At 64.3% G+C, this 18,268-nt stretch carries 20 protein-coding genes and 1 riboswitch; of the genes, 1 reads left to right on the top strand and 19 read right to left on the bottom strand.

The annotated features are described in order from the left end of the window. Positions 1-200 precede the first annotated feature (200 nt). The 15 genes from SB756_RS27355 to cobO form a co-directional block, all read right to left on the bottom strand. The gene (locus SB756_RS27355; protein WP_341797811.1) at positions 201-752 is read right to left on the bottom strand and encodes a glutathione peroxidase; all 552 of its coding nucleotides are present in this window, start codon (positions 750-752) and stop codon (positions 201-203) included. 46 nt (positions 753-798) lie between these two features. Next, complete coding sequence (locus SB756_RS27350; protein WP_258655568.1) at positions 799-921, bottom strand: hypothetical protein; 123 nt, start codon at positions 919-921, stop codon at positions 799-801. Beyond that, positions 918-2,120: an MFS transporter gene (locus tag SB756_RS27345; protein WP_016501091.1), complete on the bottom strand. Its 1,203-nt coding sequence runs from the start codon at positions 2,118-2,120 to the stop codon at positions 918-920. The genes SB756_RS27350 and SB756_RS27345 overlap by 4 nt, the downstream gene beginning before the upstream one ends. A gap of 64 nt (positions 2,121-2,184) precedes the next feature. After that, positions 2,185-2,589 carry a MarR family winged helix-turn-helix transcriptional regulator gene (locus SB756_RS27340; RefSeq protein ID WP_341797810.1) on the bottom strand — a complete coding sequence of 135 codons (405 nt, stop codon included), beginning with the start codon at positions 2,587-2,589 and terminating at the stop codon, positions 2,185-2,187. A gap of 61 nt (positions 2,590-2,650) precedes the next feature. Further along, positions 2,651-3,766 (bottom strand): glycoside hydrolase family 5 protein, encoded by a 1,116-nt coding sequence (locus SB756_RS27335; protein ID WP_341797809.1) that lies wholly within the window; start codon positions 3,764-3,766, stop codon positions 2,651-2,653. 208 nt (positions 3,767-3,974) lie between these two features. Next, positions 3,975-4,697, bottom strand: coding sequence for an adenosylcobinamide-GDP ribazoletransferase (locus SB756_RS27330; RefSeq protein WP_341797808.1), 723 nt, complete (start codon positions 4,695-4,697; stop codon positions 3,975-3,977). A gap of 1 nt (position 4,698) precedes the next feature. Further along, positions 4,699-5,265: an alpha-ribazole phosphatase family protein gene (cobC, locus tag SB756_RS27325; RefSeq protein ID WP_341797807.1), complete on the bottom strand. Its 567-nt coding sequence runs from the start codon at positions 5,263-5,265 to the stop codon at positions 4,699-4,701. After that, on the bottom strand, positions 5,262-6,317 hold the full coding sequence (gene cobT, locus SB756_RS27320) for a nicotinate-nucleotide--dimethylbenzimidazole phosphoribosyltransferase (RefSeq protein ID WP_341797806.1): 1,056 nt from the start codon (positions 6,315-6,317) through the stop codon (positions 5,262-5,264). Before cobT ends, cobC begins: the two co-directional genes overlap by 4 nt. Beyond that, complete coding sequence (gene cobU, locus SB756_RS27315) at positions 6,314-6,835, bottom strand: bifunctional adenosylcobinamide kinase/adenosylcobinamide-phosphate guanylyltransferase (protein WP_410912646.1); 522 nt, start codon at positions 6,833-6,835, stop codon at positions 6,314-6,316. Before cobU ends, cobT begins: the two co-directional genes overlap by 4 nt. Before the next feature lies 1 nt (position 6,836). Next, positions 6,837-8,291, bottom strand: a complete 1,455-nt coding sequence (locus SB756_RS27310) for a cobyric acid synthase (protein WP_410912644.1) — start codon at positions 8,289-8,291, stop codon at positions 6,837-6,839. Further along, positions 8,288-9,280: a threonine-phosphate decarboxylase CobD gene (cobD, locus tag SB756_RS27305; RefSeq protein WP_410912642.1), complete on the bottom strand. Its 993-nt coding sequence runs from the start codon at positions 9,278-9,280 to the stop codon at positions 8,288-8,290. Before cobD ends, SB756_RS27310 begins: the two co-directional genes overlap by 4 nt. After that, entirely contained in the window at positions 9,273-10,181 is a 909-nt protein-coding gene (gene cbiB / locus SB756_RS27300) for an adenosylcobinamide-phosphate synthase CbiB (protein WP_410912640.1), read from the bottom strand. The genes cobD and cbiB overlap by 8 nt, the downstream gene beginning before the upstream one ends. Next, the gene (gene bluB / locus SB756_RS27295; RefSeq protein WP_341797801.1) at positions 10,178-10,828 is read right to left on the bottom strand and encodes a 5,6-dimethylbenzimidazole synthase; all 651 of its coding nucleotides are present in this window, start codon (positions 10,826-10,828) and stop codon (positions 10,178-10,180) included. Before bluB ends, cbiB begins: the two co-directional genes overlap by 4 nt. Further along, on the bottom strand, positions 10,825-12,120 hold the full coding sequence (locus SB756_RS27290) for a cobyrinate a,c-diamide synthase (RefSeq protein WP_410912638.1): 1,296 nt from the start codon (positions 12,118-12,120) through the stop codon (positions 10,825-10,827). Before SB756_RS27290 ends, bluB begins: the two co-directional genes overlap by 4 nt. Further along, on the bottom strand, positions 12,117-12,728 hold the full coding sequence (cobO, locus tag SB756_RS27285) for a cob(I)yrinic acid a,c-diamide adenosyltransferase (protein ID WP_341797799.1): 612 nt from the start codon (positions 12,726-12,728) through the stop codon (positions 12,117-12,119). The genes SB756_RS27290 and cobO overlap by 4 nt, the downstream gene beginning before the upstream one ends. 120 nt (positions 12,729-12,848) lie before the next feature. Then, positions 12,849-13,070: riboswitch (cobalamin riboswitch) on the bottom strand. Between the two features lie 415 nt (positions 13,071-13,485). Between cobO and SB756_RS27280 the strand changes: the two genes are divergently transcribed. Then, positions 13,486-14,793 (top strand): PQQ-dependent sugar dehydrogenase, encoded by a 1,308-nt coding sequence (locus SB756_RS27280; RefSeq protein ID WP_410912636.1) that lies wholly within the window; start codon positions 13,486-13,488, stop codon positions 14,791-14,793. Positions 14,794-14,849: 56 nt separating this feature from the next. Here the strand turns inward: SB756_RS27280 and SB756_RS27275 are convergent, their stop codons facing one another. The 4 genes from SB756_RS27275 to SB756_RS27260 form a co-directional block, all read right to left on the bottom strand. After that, positions 14,850-15,383 (bottom strand): C40 family peptidase, encoded by a 534-nt coding sequence (locus SB756_RS27275; RefSeq protein WP_341797795.1) that lies wholly within the window; start codon positions 15,381-15,383, stop codon positions 14,850-14,852. Between the two features lie 139 nt (positions 15,384-15,522). After that, positions 15,523-16,164 (bottom strand): C40 family peptidase, encoded by a 642-nt coding sequence (locus SB756_RS27270; RefSeq protein WP_041167847.1) that lies wholly within the window; start codon positions 16,162-16,164, stop codon positions 15,523-15,525. Positions 16,165-16,290: 126 nt separating this feature from the next. After that, complete coding sequence (hda, locus tag SB756_RS27265) at positions 16,291-16,998, bottom strand: DnaA regulatory inactivator Hda (RefSeq protein ID WP_016485270.1); 708 nt, start codon at positions 16,996-16,998, stop codon at positions 16,291-16,293. Positions 16,999-17,193: 195 nt separating this feature from the next. Next, complete coding sequence (locus tag SB756_RS27260; RefSeq protein WP_016501106.1) at positions 17,194-18,267, bottom strand: AI-2E family transporter; 1,074 nt, start codon at positions 18,265-18,267, stop codon at positions 17,194-17,196. Position 18,268 lies beyond the last annotated feature (1 nt).

Below are 18,268 nucleotides of genomic sequence, written 5' to 3'. Positions count from 1 at the left end.
GGGAGGACCGCGCTGCAGGCCCCATCCTGGGGCCCAGCGCTTGACGGGCATCCATGCCCGTCACCTCCCTCCGCAAGCCCTGCGCTCGGCCTCCTGAAGTCGCAATCTGCGTCGCCTGAACTTCCGCGCGCTTAGCAGCCAAAGCAAGATCAAGATCAAGATCAAGATCAAGATCAAGATCAAGATCCAGAGCTGCCCGATTACTGTTGCGAAGCGATGGCCTTCTCGATGGCTGCGCGGAATTCCGGATCATCCGGTTTGGTGAGGCTGGAGAAGTCACCGATCACCTTGCCCTTGCGATCGACAACATACTTGTAGAAATTCCACTTCGGCGCACTGCTCTGGCTGGCCAACTCAGCAAACAGCGGTATCGCATCCTTGCCCCGCACGGCCTGCGTCTTGGTCATGGTGAAGGTGACGCCATAGTTGGCATAGCAAACGTTGGCAGTCTTCTCGCTGTCGGCATCTTCCTGCTTGAAGTCATTGGACGGCACACCAAGCATTTCCAGGCCTTGGTCGTGATACTCCTTGTACGTCGCCTCAAGCCCCTCGAACTGCGGTGCAAAACCACAATAACTGGCCGTGTTGACCACCACCAAAGCCTTGCCGGAAAAGCGCTGGCACAGGTCGACCTGCCCCTTGCCACGCAACTCCGGCAGGCTGCCCTGCAATAACGCCGGGCAATCGGCAGCCCAGCTCGAAGCGCTGGCAAGCACGGCCAACAACGGCACTGTCAACCAATGAGCACGCATGATTCGTTTCTCCTGCTAGACAACCCTTGAGCTTGCAGGGTAGCGCCTAACAAACACTCATGCCCAGTTGCATCAATGCCATCCCACCCTTGTGCCATCCCCACCACGCCAGCGCCAGCAGCACCAGCGCGCCAAAGGCCAGCAACCCGCGGGCCAGGTAGCGGTTCATGCGGCCTGCGCCTGCAGGCGCGCAACCGGCCGTTCGCGCACGGGCCAGTTAAGGGCAGCGGCCAACAGACTGAGCAGGATGGAAATCTGCCAGACCAGGTCGTAGCTGCCGGTACGGTCATAGACCACCCCGCCCAACCAGCCACCGAGGAAGGCACCCAGCTGGTGGAACAGGAAGACGATACCGCCGAGCATGGACAGGTTACGCACCCCGAACAATGTAGCCACGGTGCCATTGGTCAACGGCACCGTGGACAACCACAGCAGGCCCATGGCGATGCCGAACAGGTAGGCACTGAAGGCACTCACCGGCGCCCAGAGGAACAACACGATCACCACCGCACGCAGCAGGTACAGCCCGGTCAGCAGGCGCGGCTTGGACATGCGACCACCCAGCCAGCCAGCCGTGAACGTACCCACGATATTGAACAGGCCGACCAGCGCCAGCACGGTGGTACCGGTGGTCGCGGCCAGGTGCTGGTCAACCAGGTAGGCCGGCAGATGCACGCCAATGAACACCACCTGGAAACCACACACGAAGAAACCCAGCGCCAGCAACCAGAAGCCGGAATGCGAGCACGCCTCGCGCAGCGCCTGGCCCAAGGTCTGTTCGGCGCCATGGCTGGGCAGCGGGCGGTCACGCAGCAGGCCAACGAAGGGCACGATCAACGCCACCATCAGGCCCAGCACCAGCAACGCTGCGGACCAACCCAGCCACTGGATCAGGCCAAGGGTGCCCGGCAGCATGGCGAACTGGCCAAACGAACCGGCGGCGCTGGCAATGCCCATGGCCATGCTGCGCTTCTCTGCCGGCACCGCACGCCCGACCACGCCGAGGATGACCGAGAACGATGTGCCGGACAGGCCGATGCCGATCAGCAAACCGGCACTGAGCGACAACGACCAGGCAGAATCAGCCATGCCCATGAGGATCAAGCCGGCGGCGTAAAGAATACCGCCGATGATTACCACCCGCGCCGCCCCCATACGGTCGGCCAAGGCACCGGCGAACGGTTGCGCCAGCCCCCAGATCAGGTTTTGCAAGGCAATGGCAAAGGCGAACACCCCACGACCCCAGCCAAAATCGGCGCTCATCGGCGCCAGAAACAGACCAAAGCCGTGCCGCACACCCAGAGACAGCGCCAGAATCAAAGCCGCCCCTACCAATACCCACCCGCTGGTTCGCCACACCGAAGTCATTGTCGTTATCTCCAGCACATCGCAAGGTTTTTACGGGTATATACCCGCTTAGAGTCGTATCAATTCAAGCCAGTTGGTCCAGCAAACGCACCAGTTCATCCCGTTGCCCTGCGCCCAATCGCTCCACCAGCTCGATCTGGGCTTGTTCCCAGGCCGGATGCGCGTCGCGCAGCAGCTTCGTTCCAGCCTCGGTCAGCAGCACCACGCGGTTGCGCTGGTCGTCGCCATCAGCCAGGGCCACCAGCCCTTCAGCCTCCAGCACCCGCACGTTACGGCCCAGGGTACTGCGCTCCAGGCCCATGGCTTCGGCCAAGGTAGTGATACTGGGGCGATCAAGCCGCTGCAGGTGCCTTAGGAGGGAAAACTGCGCGACATTGACCCCGAAGCCGGCAAGAGCCTCGTCGTAATGCCGGCTCACCCCGCGGGCGGCACGACGCAGATGGGTACAGATGCATTCACTGGTCAGCATGGATACGTGTATATACCCGCATCATGAGTGTTGCAAGAGGGTTCACTGTTGCCGATACGCATCAGTCCGTGTTCAAGCGCCTTCGAATCGGCTCGAACTCAGCCGTGGCCTTGCGCGCCAAAGGGTCTGGCGCCCCTTGCTCGATCGCCTGCCAGTAGCGCCACGGCACCTTTGCCGAACCTAGTTCGTAGTCCATGCCGTCCCAGTTGTCTTCACGGAAGCTATAGAAAGCCCAGTGCAACTGGTTGCGATCCAGAACGGTGAGTACGTCTTCCAGATACTGCGAGCAACCCGGTAGCCTGCGCATGCAGCCAAATTCGCCTACCACCAGCCGCGACCGCGGCAGGCCCATGGCTTCGGCCCATGCCAGCGGCTGGCGCAAATAGCGCTCAACGCGTTGACCATCCCACTGCTGTGTCTGCCCGGCGAAGGGTGTGGGGCCGGGGTAGGGGATGGGGTGTTTACGCGCCATGTTGGGCGCACTGGTAGCGGCATAGGGTTCGTACATGTGCACGCTGTACAGTACTCGCGGGTCTTCCAGGTGGGCAGGCCAGTAGCCGAAGGCGTCTGCGGCGGCATACCAGCCGGCATCGACCATGATCGGAGTGTCGGCGTCCTCCTCGCGAATTGCCGCTATCAGTTGCCGGTACAGCAACGGCAGATCCCGCGCGGTGCCCTGCTCTTTCACATACCACTGCCGCATTTGCCCCAGTTCGTCGTGTTCGGCCAGGCCGCCCTGTTTTTCCGGGGCGGGTTCATTGATCAGGTTGTAGGCGGCAATGGCCGGGTGGCCCTTCAGTTCGCGCGCCATGTCTCGCCAGAAGGTCATAGCCTGGGACCAGTAGCGCTTGTCTTGCCACAGCCGATCATCAAATTGGCCCTGGTTGTTTTGCGACCAGCGCATACCGGGTAGCGAGAGAGGGGCAATGACGACCTTGAGGCCCGCCTGATGAGCACGATCGAGGGTGGCGCGCAGCGTAGCCAGGTCGGCGGCGGGCAGGCCTTCATAGCCATCGGCATTACCGAGGAGGAAATCACGTTCTACCGGTTGCCATTTATCGTACGACAATCGTACCCATGTCGCGCCATAGCCCCTCAGGGCATCGAAGTAGGCTTGATCGGGTGGCAGCCGGTTGAAGCTGTTGCCGCCGTGGCGTGGCGCGTCCCAGAATGCCATGAGATCTGCCGCAGTGGCTGGAAGGCTGGACAGCACCAATAGACTGGCGAGGATCCGGTTTCGCACGGGAGGCCTACCTGGTTGCAGGGGGGAAGACTGAGAATACGATGACAATGGAGTGCAGGATTTATCAAACCGTTGCCAGACGTTACTGCACCCTCGCTACCGGCAACTCCGCTCCTACAGATCCCAGGCCCTGGCCGAGCGATTAAAGGCCCATTGCCAAGCCAAGTATCACTGCCAGTTCCAGCAACTCCAGCAGCGCACCCGCTGTATCCCCGGTAGTCCCACCCAGTCGTCGGCAAATGAGGTGCCGCAGCCAGGCAAACATGGCCAGCGCCAGCACCACCACCCAGCCGCCCAAGACCAGACAGAAAAGTGCACTGGCCAGCAGCACCCACCCAGCTGCACGTCGCGGCAAGTGCTCGGCCAACGCTTGGCCCAAGCCGCCAGGCCGCACATAAGGGGTACAGAGGAACAGGCCCAACATCGCCGCGCGCCCAATCAAGGGAGCCAGCAGCAATTGCGCCCCGATACCCTGCTCCACCAGCACCCACAAGGCGCAGAACTTCAGCAGCAGCACCAGCACCAGGGTGACCACGGCAATCGGCCCGCTACGCGGGTCTTTCATTATCTGCAGGGTGCGCTCACGGTCGCCGAAACCACCCAACCAGGCATCAGCGCTGTCGGCCAGGCCATCCAGATGCAAGGCGCCACTGAGCAATACCCACACCGTCAGCAGCAAAGCCGCATGCAACGGCGCTGGCGTACCCTGCAGCAGAAGGCTGGCCAGCCACAGCAGCAGCCCGAACAACACCCCGATCAGCGGATAGAACAGCAGCGAACGCCCCAGCTCACGCGGCTCCGGCATGCCCGGCAGGCTCACGGGCAAGCTGCTGAGGAACTGCAAGGCGATCCAGAACGGCAACATTTCAGTGGCCCTCGGCCAGTTGACCGTCGTCACCCATCACTAGCCGCACCAGCGCCCCATGCCCGACGTCAACCTGCAGCAACTGCGCCTTCGGCAAGCCTCGCGCCCGGGCCAGCAGCAACCGCATCACACCGCCATGGGTAACCAGCAGCACCCGCTTACCTGCATGCTGGCGGCTCAAACGCTCGACAGCGTCCAGCACTCGCTCGGCAAATGCCTGCACCGGTTCGCCATTGGGCGGGGTGTAGGCGTACGGGTCCGCCCAGAAGCGCCCCAGCGCATCGGCCTGGTCTTCCATGATCTGCGCCGCGCTACGGCCTTCCCAGTCACCGAAATGCAGCTCTTGCAAACCTGGTTCACGCTGCACAGGCAAATCAAGCCGCCCACCCAGTTCATCGGCAAAACACGCACAGCGCTGCAGCGGCGAACTGACCAGCACCTGCCACGGGCCGGCTTCGGCCACGGCGCTGCGCATCTGCGCCCAGCCCTTGTCGGTGAGCGCATCGTCCAGGCTGCCACGCAGGCCGCCCTGCTCCGTTTCACCGTGGCGCAACAGGTCGAGGATCATGCCGGGCGGTCCGCCACGGCGGCCTCGGCAAAGGTCGCCATCTGTCCGTGCAGCGCACAGGCCAGGCGCAACAATGGCACGGCCAACGCAGCACCACTGCCCTCGCCCAGGCGCAGGCCCAACGCCAACAGCGGTTCAGCCTGCAATGCATCCAGCAACGCCTTGTGCCCAGGCTCTGCGCCCTGATGGGCAAACAGCAACCACGCCCGGCACTGCGGGTTGAGGCGCACCGCCACCAGGGCGGCAACGCTACAAATGAAGCCGTCCACCAGCACGGCGATGCCCGCCTGCGCGCAGCCGATATAGGCCCCGGCCAAGGCCGCGATCTCAAAACCGCCGACACAACCCAGTGCCTGCAATGGATCTGCGGCCTGCAGGCCATGCAGACTCAGCGCCCGCTCGATGACCTCGGCCTTGTGCCGCACGCCAGCGTTGTCCAGGCCGGTGCCCGGGCCGCTCAGTTCAGCAGGCGGGCAACCTAGCAGGACGCTGGCCAAGGCAGCGGCGGCCGTGGTGTTGCCAATACCCATCTCGCCGCCGATGAACAGCTGCGCGCCCTGTTCAGCGGCACGCAAGGCGCTGTCGCGGCCGGCCTGCAAGGCAGCTTGCAACTGCCCCTCGGTCATCGCTGGCTGACCGGCGAAGTTGGCCGTACCGGCCCCCAGGCGCAGGTGGCGTACACCAGGCAGTTCCAGATGAGGGTCGATGGTGCCCAGATCGACCACCTCAAGACTGGCCTCCAGCTGGCGGGCCAACACGCTGATCGCCGCACCACCGCCGACGAAGTTGCGCAGCATCTGCCCGGTGACCGCCTGCGGATAGGCCGAGATACCCTCTTCGACCACACCGTGGTCACCGGCAAAAATGCTGATGGCAGCCTGGTCCAGGGTTGGCCGTTCACGCCCTTGCAGGCCCGCCAGCTGGATGGCCAGGCCCTCCAGCTGGCCGAGTGAACCGGCAGGTTTGGTCAGCTGTTGCTGACGGGCGCGGGCCTGGTCCATGGCGGCGTTGTCGAGGGATTGGCAGGCGTCGCGCCACCAGGCTTGAGTCATAGTGCAGCTCCTTTGAGCATTAAGGGCAGGCCGGCCACGGTCAGCACCACACGCTGGCAACGTTCGGCCACGGCCTGGTGCAACCAGCCGGCCAGGTCGACATAGCGACGGGTCAGCTCGCCCATGGGCACCACGCCCAGGCCGGTTTCGTTACCGACCAGAATGAGGGTGCCAGGCAGCTGCTCCAGGCAGGCCAGCAGGGCATCACGCTCTTCGGCCAGGCGCTGGTCGTCTTCGAGCATCAGCAGGTTGGTCAACCACAACGTCAGGCAGTCCACCAGCAGGCAGCGCCCTTCGGCCGCTTCGGCGCGCAGTACTGCCGCCAGGGCCAGCGGTTCTTCGATCAGCCCCCAGTCTGCGGGACGGCGCTCGCGATGCAGCGACACGCGTTCGTTCATTTCACCGTCCAGCGGCTGGCTGGTAGCGATGTAGGTCACTGGCAGGCCGCTGGCGCTGGCCAGCTGTTCGGCCAGGCGGCTCTTGCCGGAGCGGGCGCCACCGAGGATCAGGCTGCGCATGTCAGGCCACCCCGCACAGTTGGCGCAGGTGAGCGGTGTCCAGGTGCTTTTCCACCAGGTCGGCCAGGCGCTCGATGTCGCGTTCACGCAGGGCTTCGTAATCGATGCTCTGCACATCCTCCAGGCCAGCCCAGCGCAGCAGCGCAGCACACGACTGGCTGCCCTCGAACAGGCCATGCAGATAGGTGGCGAGGATCTGGCCATCGGCACTGACAGCGCCATCACAGCGGCCATCGGCCAACTGCACGGCGGGCTGCTCCAAGTCAGGACCGGTGGTGACGCCAGCGTGAATTTCATAGCCGCCAACCGGTGCTGCTTCAAGGTTCAGCGTGCCGGCAACGTTGCGCAGTTGCTTCTCGGCTTCCAGCACCGTGGCGTAATCGAGCAGGCCCAGCCCCGGGCTTGAACCGGCAGCCCCTTCGAGACCCAGCGGGTCATGCACGTCGCGGCCAAGCATTTGCAGGCCGCCGCAGATCCCGATCAGCTTGCCACCGTAGCGCAGGTGCCGCTCGATGGCCTTGTCCCAACCGCGCTCGCGCAACTGCGCCAGGTCACCGCGCACGCTCTTGGAACCCGGCAGGATAATCAGGTCGGCAGCCGGGATCGGCTGGCCCGGGCCAATGAACTGCAGGTCGACCTGCGGGTGCAGGCGCAACGGGTCGAAGTCGGTGTGGTTACTGATGCGCGGCAATACCGGGACGATCACCTTGAGCACACGCTCGCTTTTGGCGCCTTGGCGCACATCGATGCCGTCTTCGGCTTCCAGGTGCAGGTCGGTGACGTAAGGCAGCACCCCCAGAACTGGCTTGCCGGTGCGTTGCTCCAGCCAGTCCAGCCCCGGCTGCAACAAGGCGATATCACCACGGAAGCGGTTGATGACAAAGCCTTTGACCCGCGCCTGCTCACTGGGCGACAGCAACTCCAGCGTGCCCACCAGGTGCGCGAACACGCCGCCGCGGTTGATGTCGGCGACCAGGATCACCGGGCAGTCAACCGCTTCGGCAAACCCCATGTTGGCGATGTCGCCAGCACGCAGGTTGATCTCCGCCGGCGACCCCGCGCCTTCGACCATGACCACCGGCCAGGCGGCACTCAGGCGCTGGTGCGAAGCCAGCACCGCCTGCATGGCGATGGCCTTGTAGTCATGGTAAGCCACCGCGTTCATGCTGGTGACCGCACGGCCGTGGATGATGACCTGGGCGCCGGTATCGCTGTTGGGTTTGAGCAACACGGGGTTCATGTCGGTGTGGGGTGCCAGCCGGCACGCTTGCGCTTGCACCGCCTGGGCGCGGCCAATTTCGCCGCCGTCGGCAGTCACCGCGCTGTTCAGCGCCATGTTCTGTGGCTTGAACGGCACCACGCCAACGCCCTGGCGCAACAGCCAGCGGCACAGGGCAGTTACCAGCGTGCTCTTGCCGGCGTCGGAGGTGGTGCCTTGCACCATGAGGGTGGTCATGCCGATTCCTTTTGATAGTCCGCCAGGGCCTGCGCCAGGCGCTGTTCGTCCGCCGCACATTCGGGCAGCCCCAGGCGCACGGCCGGTGGGTGTTCGAACAAGCGCACCAGGATGCCGCGGCGGGCGAGAAAGCCATGCAACTGCACGGCGCGCTCACTGCGCACGTACTGGAACAGGTCACAGCCACCGCTGGGCGCAAGGCCGTTACTGGACAGCAATGTGGCCAAGCGCTGGCTGGCGGCAGCGCAACGTTCTATCTGCATGCGCTGGGCAGGCTTGTCGGCCAGGCTGGCCTGGGCCAGCACCCGGGTTGGCCCGTTGACCGTCCACGGGCCAAGCAGCTCGGCCAGGCGCAGCAACAGGCTGCGCTCGGCGGCGACGAAGCCCAGGCGCACCCCGGCCAGGCCAAAGAACTTGCCGAACGAGCGCAGCACGATCAGCCCCGGGCGCTCGGCGCATTCGACCACGCCATCCGCCGGGGTGTTGTCCATGAACGCCTCATCGACCAACAGCCAGCCACCACGGGCAGCCAGGCGGGCATGCCAGCCCAGCAGGCGCTCACGCGGCACCCGCCGCCCGGTCGGGTTGTTGGGGTTGACCAGCACCAGTACATCGAGGCTGTCGAGTGCTGCCTCAACCTGCGCCTCATCCAGCTCAACCAGTTGATGCCCCGCCCGTTGCCAGGCGTACGGGTGTTCGGCATAACACGGCGTCAACACCCCTACCCGGCCAGCCGCACGCAGCAGCGGCAACGCCTGGATCGCTGCCTGGGAGCCCGCCACCGGCAGCAACTGGCGGGCGCCGTAATACGCACGGGCAGCCTCTTCCAGGCCGTCCTCGGTCTCTGGCAGGCGGGCCCAGGCATCAGTGGGTATCGGCGGAATCGGGAATGGCCAGGGCGCAATGCCACTGGACAGGTCGAGCCACTGCTCGCGAGGGATACCGTATTGCTGCACCGCACGCAGCAGGCGGCCACCGTGTTCAAGCATTGACGTAAGCCCCCAGGCAGATCAACAACAGCCACAGCCACACGCCGCGCTGCACCAGGCTCCAGCCACGCTCGATGGCATCGGCGTCAGCCATCGGCCCTTCACCCAGTTGTGGCCGCTGATGCAGTTCGCCGTGATAAACCGCCGGGCCGCCCAGCTCTACCCCCAGCGCACCAGCACCGGCGGCCATCACAGGCCCGGCGTTGGGGCTGTCCCACAACGGGCCCTGCTTGCGCCAGCAGGCCAGAGCCAGGCGGGTCTTGCCCAGCAGTGCGTAGGTCAGCGCCACCAGCCTTGCGGGAATATAGTTGAGCACGTCATCAACGCGCGCCGCGCACCAGCCGAAGCGCTCGAAGCGCTCGTTGCGATACCCCCACATGGCGTCCAGCGTGTTGCTCAGGCGGTACAACACCACGCCCGGCGCACCGGCCACCACAAACCAGAACAGCGCGGCGAACACCGCGTCACTGCCGTTTTCCAGCACCGACTCGGTGGCGGCCCGGGCCACGGCAGGCTCGTCCAGCTCGCGGGTTTCGCGGCTGACCAGGTAGACGACGCGGCGTCGCGCTTCTTCCAGGTCGCCCTGGCGCAAGGCGTTGGCCACCGGCAGCACATGTTCACCCAAACTGCGCAGGCCTAGGGCGCAGTACAGCGCCAGCACATCCACCAGCCAGCCAATATAGGGCAGCCAGGACAGGATCAGCGCCACCAGGGTGAGCGGCACCACTGCCAGAAACCACGCACTCACACCGTGGCTGCGCCAGCCGCGGCCACCTGCATTCAGGCGGCGCTCCAGGTTACCGGCCATATTGCCGAAGGCCACCAGCGGGTGGCGCCGCTGCGGTTCGCCCAGCAAGGCATCCAGGGCCACCCCGGCCATGGTCAGCAAGGCCACGCTCATTGGCGCTCTCCCCATTGGTTTTCGTACAGCATGTCACTCAGGGGCCGTTCATCGGCCCAGTTTTCCAGCACCAGCATGGGTGCCGGGTAAAATTCGGTCACCGGCCCCAGGCACAGCACCGCGACCGGCTTGGCTCCATCAGGCATGCCCAGCAGTGCCGCCAGCGCCAGGGGGTCGAACAGCGATACCCAGCCCATGCCCAGCCCTTCGCCACGGGCCGCCAGCCACAGGTTCTGGATGGCGCAGGCTAGCGAGGCCAGGTCCATCTCCGGCAGGGTGCGACGGCCGAAGATGTGCGGCTCGCGGTTGTCCATCAAGGCCGCTACGAGCAGCTCGGCACAGTCGTTGATGCCTTCTACCTTCAGTTTCATGAAGTCATCCGACCGCTCGCCCAATGCTTCGGCGGTGCGCAGCCGCTCCGCCTCCACCAGGGCCTGGATGCGGGTGCGCAAGTCACGCTGGGTAATGCGGATGAAACGCCAGGGCTGCATCAGGCCGACGCTGGGTGCCTGGTGCGCGGCCGCCAGCAGGCGGCCAAGCAGCTCCGGCGCCACCTGGCCACCGGCGAAATGGCGCATGTCACGGCGCTCGCCGATGGCGCGGTAGATCGCGGCGCGTTCGGCGTCGCTGTAAGCGTGTTCGCTCATGGTCGCAACAACGCCGCCGCCGCATCGGGGTTGGAGGGGAAGTAGAAGTGCACGTAGGAGGCCGTCAACCGGCCCAGGCGATACACCGCTTCGTTGCCACGCCCACCGTTGGGGCTGAGGCCACGGGCAATCGGGTCCAGCGCCGTGCTGGTCAGCGAGTGATGATAGGTGTGACCGCGCAGGGTACCTTCCGGCAGCTCCACCGCCTGCAAGGCCAGGGCCGCCAGGCGCTTCTGCATGGTCGCCTCGCCCGGCAGCAGGCCGAGCAGTTCGGCACGCTCACCGGCCACGTCAGTCAGGGCATCGAGCAGGTACAGCATGCCGCCACATTCAGCCAGCAACGGCTTGCCCTGAGCATGATGGGCACGAATTGCCTCGCTCATCGACGCATTGGCGGCCAGGGCGTGGTGATGCAGCTCGGGATAACCACCCGGAAGGTACAGGCTGTCCACCACCGGCAGTTCACGGTCATGCAGCGGCGAGAAGAATTCCAGCCGTGCACCCAGTTTGCGCAGCAGTTCCAGGTTGGCGCCATAGGTGAAGGCGAACGCCTCGTCCCGCGCCACACCAATGCGCACACCAGCCAGCGAGGCAGCACACGCTTGCGGTTCGGGTTCGGCAAAAGTCACCGGCGGTGGCAAGGTTGCGTCGCAGCTGGCGCCGAGCGCCTCGGCTGCGGCGTCCAGGCGGGCATCCAGGTCGTTCAGCTCGCTGGCCTGCACCAGGCCAAGGTGGCGGCTGGGCAGCTCGATGCCGCGCTCGCGGGACAAGCCGCCATACCATCGCAGCCCTTCGGTCAGGCTGCCTTCGAGCAGTTGCGCGTGGCGCAGGCTGCCCACCCGGTTGGCCAGTACGCCGGCGAACGGCAGGTCGGCCTGGTATCGCGCCAGGCCCAAGGCCAGGGCGCCGAAGGTCTGGGCCATGGCCGTGCCGTCGATCACCGCCAGCACCGGCACGCCGAAGTGGCGCGCCAGGTCGGCGCTGGACGGGGTGCCATCGAACAGCCCCATCACCCCTTCGATCAAGATCAGGTCGGCCTCGCCGGCCGATTCCCACAGCAAGCGGCGGCTTTCCTCGGCACCGATCATCCATAAATCCAGCTGGTACACCGACGCGCCACTGGCCCGCTCGAGAATCATCGGGTCCAGAAAATCGGGCCCGCACTTGAACACCCGCACCTTGCGCCCGAGGTTGCGGTGCAGGCGGGCCAGGGCAGCAGTGACAGTGGTCTTGCCCTGGCCAGAGGCCGGTGCCGCAATCAACACGGCGGGGCAGTGGCGCGATTGACTCACAGTTCGACGCCCTTCTGCGCGCGGATACCGGCCTGGAAGGCGTGCTTGAGCATACCCATCTCGGTCACGGTATCAGCCAGTTCGATCATCTCCGGCTTTGCAGCGCGGCCAGTGACGATCACGTGCTGCATGGGCGGACGGGCCTGGATGTCGGACAGTACCTGATCCAGGTCGAGGTAGCCGTGCTTGAGGGCGATATTCAGCTCATCCAGCACCACAAATTGTACACTCGGGTCCTGCAGCAACTGGCGCGACACCGCCCAGGCGGCTTCGGCGGCGGCGATGTCACGCTGGCGGTCCTGGGTTTCCCAGGTAAAGCCTTCGCCCATCACGTGGTAGCGTACCTGCTCGGGGAAGCGGCGGAAAAACAGCTCTTCGCCGGTGCTGTTGCGGCCCTTGATGAACTGCACCACACCGCACTGCATGCCATGGCCCAGGGCGCGCGCGAGCATGCCGAAGGCCGAGCTGCTCTTGCCCTTGCCATTGCCGGTCAGCACCAGCAGCAGGCCGCATTCGTTGGGGGAATTGGCGATGCGTTCGTCGATGACCGCCTTCTTGCGCTGCATGCGCGCGAGGTGGCGTTCGTCGCGGTCGGTGGGTTCGCTCATCAAGGGTTCTCCGCAGGCTGGCGCCACGGCAAGGCGTGGCGACAGGTAATAGGCAGGCAGACGAAGAACGCGCAGGGGCCATGGCAGGGCGCCACGGTGCACCGCGCATCACCCTCCGTGATGCCGTTGACAGTTTCAGGCCGGTCTCCGGGCTTGTGAGCGGGCCTTGGCCCTGGCCTGCGCGCCTTCCCGGATGCTGGCATCCAGTGGCCCTGCGCGGCCTTCTACTCACCTACCGTTGCGGGGGCAGCGCCGGAATCGCGCCATGCTGGCGCCCACCGGCTTCCCAGTTTCACCCTGCCCAGTTGGGGCTGGCAGGGCACCTGAAACACGCGCGAAGGTTAGAGGGTTGCACCCTGAGCGTCAATCGAAGCGGGTGTTGCCGCGACGTATGCGCTTGATCTTGCTCCGGCTTTTGATCTGGCTCTTGATCTTGCTTTTGATCTGGCTTTTGATCTGGCTTTTGATCTTCGCGACTTCACGAGGCCGAACGCAGGCCTTGCGAAGGGAGGTGACGGGCATGGATGCCCGTCAAGCGCTGGGCCCCAGGATGGGGCCTGCAGCGCGGTCCTCCCGGGAGCGAGGCCGGCGCTCGGCCTCCTGAAGTCGCAATCTGCGTCGCTTGAACTACCGCACGCTTAGAAGCAAAAGCCGAAGCAAGAGCAAGAGCAAGAGCAATAGCCAGAGCAAACGGTGGGGAACCTGGCGAACACGGCCGGCCTCTCAATTCAACAGGCTTCTTGAGAGGACGCCGCACATGAAATGCCTGATGCCTTGGTTAATCGCAGCCAGCTTGGCAGGCTGCGGCGAAACAGCCCTGTTGAGCGTAAACGAGGGCAGCGGGCCAACCCCTAGCCTCCCCGCCCCCGTCAAAACACTGATCCCCACCGTAAACATCGCCCCCGCCGTCGGCTGGCCAAAAGGCAGCAAGCCGACCGCAGCTGCAGGCACGCAAGTCGAAGCCTTCGCCAGCGGCCTCGACCACCCGCGCTGGCTCTACTTGCTGCCCAACGGCGATGTGCTGGTGGCAGAGACCAACGCGCCACCCAAGCCCGAAGATGGCAAGGGCATCCGCGGCTGGGCCATGGGCAAGGCGATGAAACGCGCCGGCGCGACCGTACCCAGCGCCAACCGCATCACCCTGCTGCGCGATGCCGACCACGATGGCGTGGCAGAAATCCGCAGCCCTTTCATCGAAGGGCTCAACTCACCGTTCGGCATGACGCTGGTGGGCAAGGACTTGTACGTGGCCGACACCGACAGGCTGCTGCGCTTTCACTATGAACCGGGCGCCATGAAGGTGACCGACAAGGGCCACCCGGTGACCGAGTTGCCGGGCGGGCCGCTGAACCATCACTGGACCAAGAACGTGATCGCAAGCCCCGACGGCAAGAAGCTCTACGTCACGGTTGGCTCGAACAGCAACGTCGGGGAAAACGGCATGGAAAAAGAGCAAGGCCGCGCCGCGATCTGGGAAGTGGACCGGGCAAGCGGCAAGCACCGGCTGTTCGCCACCGGCCTGCGCAACCCCAACGGACTGGCCTGGGAGCCGCACAGCAACGCCTTGTGGACAGCAGTCAACGAACGTGACGAAATCGGCAGCGACCTGGTGCCGGACTACATCACCTCAGTGACAGACGGCGGCTTTTATGGCTGGCCATACAGTTACTACGGGCAGCACGTAGACCAACGGGTACAACCGCAGGCACCGCAGAAGGTCGCCCAGGCGCTAGCGCCCGACTACGCGGTGGGCCCGCATACCGCATCCCTGGGGCTGGCATTTGTCCAACCTGGCACGCTGCCGCCGCCTTTCGAACAGGGAGCTTTGGTCGGCCAGCACGGGTCGTGGAACCGTAAACCCCACAGTGGCTACAAAGTGTTGTTCGTACCCTTCAACCGTGCGGGCAAACCTGCAGGCCACCCCATCGACCTGCTCACCGGGTTTCTCGACAGCGATGGCAAGGCGATGGGGCGACCGGTGGGAGTGATCAACGACGGGAAAGGCGGGATATTGGTGGCCGACGATGTGGGCAATGTCATCTGGCGGGTGAGCAAAGCACCTTGAACCCGACGGCCTGTACCGGCCCCGCTGAACGGGGCCGCTGCTTCAGGCATTGAGAATCAGGGGTTCTGTGCCAGATGCCCTTGCGGAATCACACGCTTGGCTTGCAGATAGGCCTTGGCCCAGTAGCTGTTGGACAGGTAGTCCAATCGTACCGTGCCGCCCGTTGAGGGCGCATGCACGAAACGCCCTTCCCCTACATAAATGCCTGCATGGCTGACCTGCGAGCCGCCACTGGTGGCGAAGAACACCAGATCACCGGATTGCAGCGCCTTGGCATCCACCGTCGGTGCACGCATGACGATCATCTCCCGCGTGGAACGCGGCAAGCTGATGCCGGCTGCATCACGGTAGACATATTTGATCAAACCACTGCAATCGAAGCCGGAGTCCGGGGTGTTGCCGCCCCAGCGATAAGGCGTACCCACCAGGCCAATGGCGCGGATTAGCACGTCATCGGCAATCGGCGAAGGGCTCGGTTGGCTATAGCTAACCTGCGGCTGAACCACAGGGGCCGGCGCAGGCGCACGGCTGGAGCAGGCAGCAAGCAATGTCGCCAAGGAGAGAAATGCGAAGCGCGCCATCTTTATCATGGCCAGAACATCCTGTCTGAGACCGCTGCGCAGCAGCCGAAAAGAGTTGAGAATTTAGATTAGACGCTTTCTATAAATGCGCACGGCGGCGAGCTTTTTTCAAAGCATCGCCGCCGCGGCAGGATATATCATTTCGCCATCAGTTGCGCGCGATGTTGGTCGGCGCCATGGCCAAGGCACGCTTGGCTTCGATGAAGGTCTTGCTCCAGTAGCGGTCACCGAGGCTGTCGATGCGCACGCCACCGCTGCGGCGGCTGCTGGAGTGGATGAACTGGTTGTCACCCAGGTAGATGCCGGCATGGCTGACGCGGCCGCGACCATTGGTGCTGAAGAACAGCAAGTCACCTGGCTTGAGCTTGTTGCGTGCCACTTTCGGGGCATCGACGTTGATCATTTCACGCGTGGAGCGCGGCAGGGTCATGCCCGCCTCTTCGCGGAACAGGTAGCCGATGAAACCACTGCAATCGAAACCAGACTTCTCCGAGGTACCACCGAAGCGGTAGCGGGTGCCGATCAACGACATACCGCGCTCGAGAATGCTGTCCGCCAGCACTGGCAGCTGGTAAGGCTTGCTGTTGCTGGAGAAAGCCTCCAGGTCATCTTCAGTGGCCAGCTCTTCCGGTTCGCCGAATACCGACGAGGACGAGGCCTTGGCCTTGATCACCGATTGTGCGGCGACCGGGGTGTGATCCTGAACCTGAGAAGCTGGGCCTTGGGCCGCGCAGCCAAACAGCAGGGTCACGAGTGCGAGTGGCACGAGGGGTGCGAAGCGCTTTAGCATGGGCACGACCGTGTCTGTAATCCTTTAGAGGGGGAAACTATGCCCTCTATCATGGCCATTTGCAAATTTTATCGAAAAAGATGTGACTTTTCTGTTTTGCCGCTCTGGCCCAGCGTTTTCAGGGGGTTACCAGCCGAGGGTTTCCTTGAGGAAAGGGATGGTGAGCTTGCGTTGTGCCTGGAGCGAGGCCTGGTCGAGGCGTTCGAGCAGGTCGAACAGCGCGCTCATGCTACGCGCACCGCGGGTGAGGATGAAGTGGCCGACTTCGTCGGTAAGGTGCAGGCCGCGGCGCGAAGCACGCAATTGCAGGGCGCGCAGCTTGTCTTCGTCGGACAGGCCACGCATCTGGAACACCAGGGCCAGGGTCAGGCGCGACTTCAGGTCGGGGAGCTTGATCGGCAGCTCCCGTGGCGATGCCGAGGCGGCCAGCAGCAGGCGCCGGCCGCTGTCGCGCAGGCGGTTGAACAGGTGGAACATGGCCTCTTCCCAGTCTGCCTTGCCTGCAATCACATGCAGGTCGTCGATGCAGACCAGTTCGTACTGGGCCAGGTAGTCGAGCACCTCTACGCCACGGTCGAGCAATTGCGCCAACGGCAGGTAGACGGCGGGCTCACCACGTTGCTGGAAACGATGGGTGGCGGCCTGCAGCAGGTGGCTACGGCCAACACCCTGCTTGCCCCACAGGTAGATAAGGCTCTCGGTCCAGCCGGCGTCGGCTTCGCATAGCCGCTCGACGTAACCCAATGCCGCAGCATTGGCGCCCGGATAGTAGTTGATGAAGGTGGCGTCATCGCGCAGGCGCACACCCAGGGGCAACTGGATCGGTGGTTTCATGCTCGCGGGCGGTCAGCAGGACCGCAGGGGGCCTTTGGTGAACAATCTGCAAAGTCTATACCCGCAACGCGAGGCGCACAATGACGGCAATAGATAGCGCAAGCAAAATCAACAAGTTGCGCTGTCTTGCGGCTGAAATCGGTGCCTGTGGGAGCGGGCGTGCCCGCCCCCACAGGTTTAACATAAGCCTGTACGTTACAGCTCCGGGTCAATATCCCCGGCATACATGTCCGATTCTTTATACAAGTCATGCATATGCCGCAGCAGCACCATGATCACCGCCGCCACCGGCAGGGCCAGGAGCACCCCGGTAAAGCCGAACAGCTCACCACCGGCGAGGATGGCAAAGATCACCGCAACCGGGTGCAGACCGATGCGATCGCCCACCAGCAGCGGGGTCAGCACCATGCCTTCCAGCGCCTGCCCGACCATGAATACCGCGACGATGCCCAGCATCGGGTACAGGTCGCCGCCAAACTGGAACAGGCCAGCCACCAGCGCGGCACCAATGCCAATGATGAAGCCCATGTACGGCACGATGGCCGCAAGGCCCGCGAGCATGCCGATCAGCAGGCCCAGTTCGAGCCCCACCAGCATGAGCCCGGCCGAATAGATGATACCCAAGGCCACCATCACCATGAGTTGCCCGCGCACGAATGCCCCCAGTACCTCATGGCATTCGCCAGCCAGGCCCATCACCTGCGGCTCACGCTGGCGCGGTAGCAGGCCGCGCAGCTTGGCCATCATCAGGTCCCAATCGCGCAGCAGATAGAAGCCAACCACAGGAATCAGCACCATGTTCGCCAACCAGGCCATCAACGCCAGGCTCGAGGCGGTGGCATGGGACAACAGCATGCCCACGATATCGGTGGTCTGCCCCATGTGCGAGCCGATGGCGGCCTTGATCTTGTCGAACTTCCAGAAGCCATCGGCCAGGCCCAGACGACCCTGCACCCATGGCAGCGCCACCTGTTCGAGCCAGTCGAGCATCTGCGGCGCCAGCTCGTACAGGCGCACCAGCTGCTTGGCCAGCATCGGCACCAGCACCAGCAGCAAGGCCATCAGTAACAAGGTGAACAAGCCGAACACCACCACCACGCCCCAGGTGCGCGACAGCCCCAGGCGCTCCAGGCGGTCAACCAGCGGGTCGGCCAGGTAGGCCAGCAGGATGCCGACCAGAAACGGTGTAAGAATATTGTGCAAGCTATAAAGCAGCACAGCGATCAGCAGGGCTGCACCCAGCCAGATCCAGCGACGAACATCGATCAAG

Source organism: Pseudomonas sp. SIMBA_068 (assembly GCF_046534705.1).
Classification (GTDB): domain Bacteria; phylum Pseudomonadota; class Gammaproteobacteria; order Pseudomonadales; family Pseudomonadaceae; genus Aquipseudomonas; species Aquipseudomonas putida.
Note: the sequence above shows the minus strand (reverse complement) of the source record. Positions and strands in the feature narration are given on the sequence as shown.

Coding starts and splice junctions, on each gene's coding strand:
- SB756_RS27355 (WP_341797811.1), bottom strand. CDS start 752: ATGCGTGCTCATTGGTTGACAGTGCCGTTGTTGGCCGTGCTTGCCAGC.
- SB756_RS27350 (WP_258655568.1), bottom strand. CDS start 921: ATGAACCGCTACCTGGCCCGCGGGTTGCTGGCCTTTGGCGCGCTGGTG.
- SB756_RS27345 (WP_016501091.1), bottom strand. CDS start 2,120: ATGACTTCGGTGTGGCGAACCAGCGGGTGGGTATTGGTAGGGGCGGCT.
- SB756_RS27340 (WP_341797810.1), bottom strand. CDS start 2,589: ATGCTGACCAGTGAATGCATCTGTACCCATCTGCGTCGTGCCGCCCGC.
- SB756_RS27335 (WP_341797809.1), bottom strand. CDS start 3,766: ATGGCATTCTGGGACGCGCCACGCCACGGCGGCAACAGCTTCAACCGG.
- SB756_RS27330 (WP_341797808.1), bottom strand. CDS start 4,697: ATGTTGCCGTTCTGGATCGCCTTGCAGTTCCTCAGCAGCTTGCCCGTG.
- cobC (WP_341797807.1), bottom strand. CDS start 5,265: ATGATCCTCGACCTGTTGCGCCACGGTGAAACGGAGCAGGGCGGCCTG.
- cobT (WP_341797806.1), bottom strand. CDS start 6,317: ATGACTCAAGCCTGGTGGCGCGACGCCTGCCAATCCCTCGACAACGCC.
- cobU (WP_410912646.1), bottom strand. CDS start 6,835: ATGCGCAGCCTGATCCTCGGTGGCGCCCGCTCCGGCAAGAGCCGCCTG.
- SB756_RS27310 (WP_410912644.1), bottom strand. CDS start 8,291: ATGACCACCCTCATGGTGCAAGGCACCACCTCCGACGCCGGCAAGAGC.
- cobD (WP_410912642.1), bottom strand. CDS start 9,280: ATGCTTGAACACGGTGGCCGCCTGCTGCGTGCGGTGCAGCAATACGGT.
- cbiB (WP_410912640.1), bottom strand. CDS start 10,181: ATGAGCGTGGCCTTGCTGACCATGGCCGGGGTGGCCCTGGATGCCTTG.
- bluB (WP_341797801.1), bottom strand. CDS start 10,828: ATGAGCGAACACGCTTACAGCGACGCCGAACGCGCCGCGATCTACCGC.
- cobO (WP_341797799.1), bottom strand. CDS start 12,728: ATGAGCGAACCCACCGACCGCGACGAACGCCACCTCGCGCGCATGCAG.
- SB756_RS27280 (WP_410912636.1), top strand. CDS start 13,486: ATGAAATGCCTGATGCCTTGGTTAATCGCAGCCAGCTTGGCAGGCTGC.
- SB756_RS27275 (WP_341797795.1), bottom strand. CDS start 15,383: ATGATAAAGATGGCGCGCTTCGCATTTCTCTCCTTGGCGACATTGCTT.
- SB756_RS27270 (WP_041167847.1), bottom strand. CDS start 16,164: ATGCTAAAGCGCTTCGCACCCCTCGTGCCACTCGCACTCGTGACCCTG.
- hda (WP_016485270.1), bottom strand. CDS start 16,998: ATGAAACCACCGATCCAGTTGCCCCTGGGTGTGCGCCTGCGCGATGAC.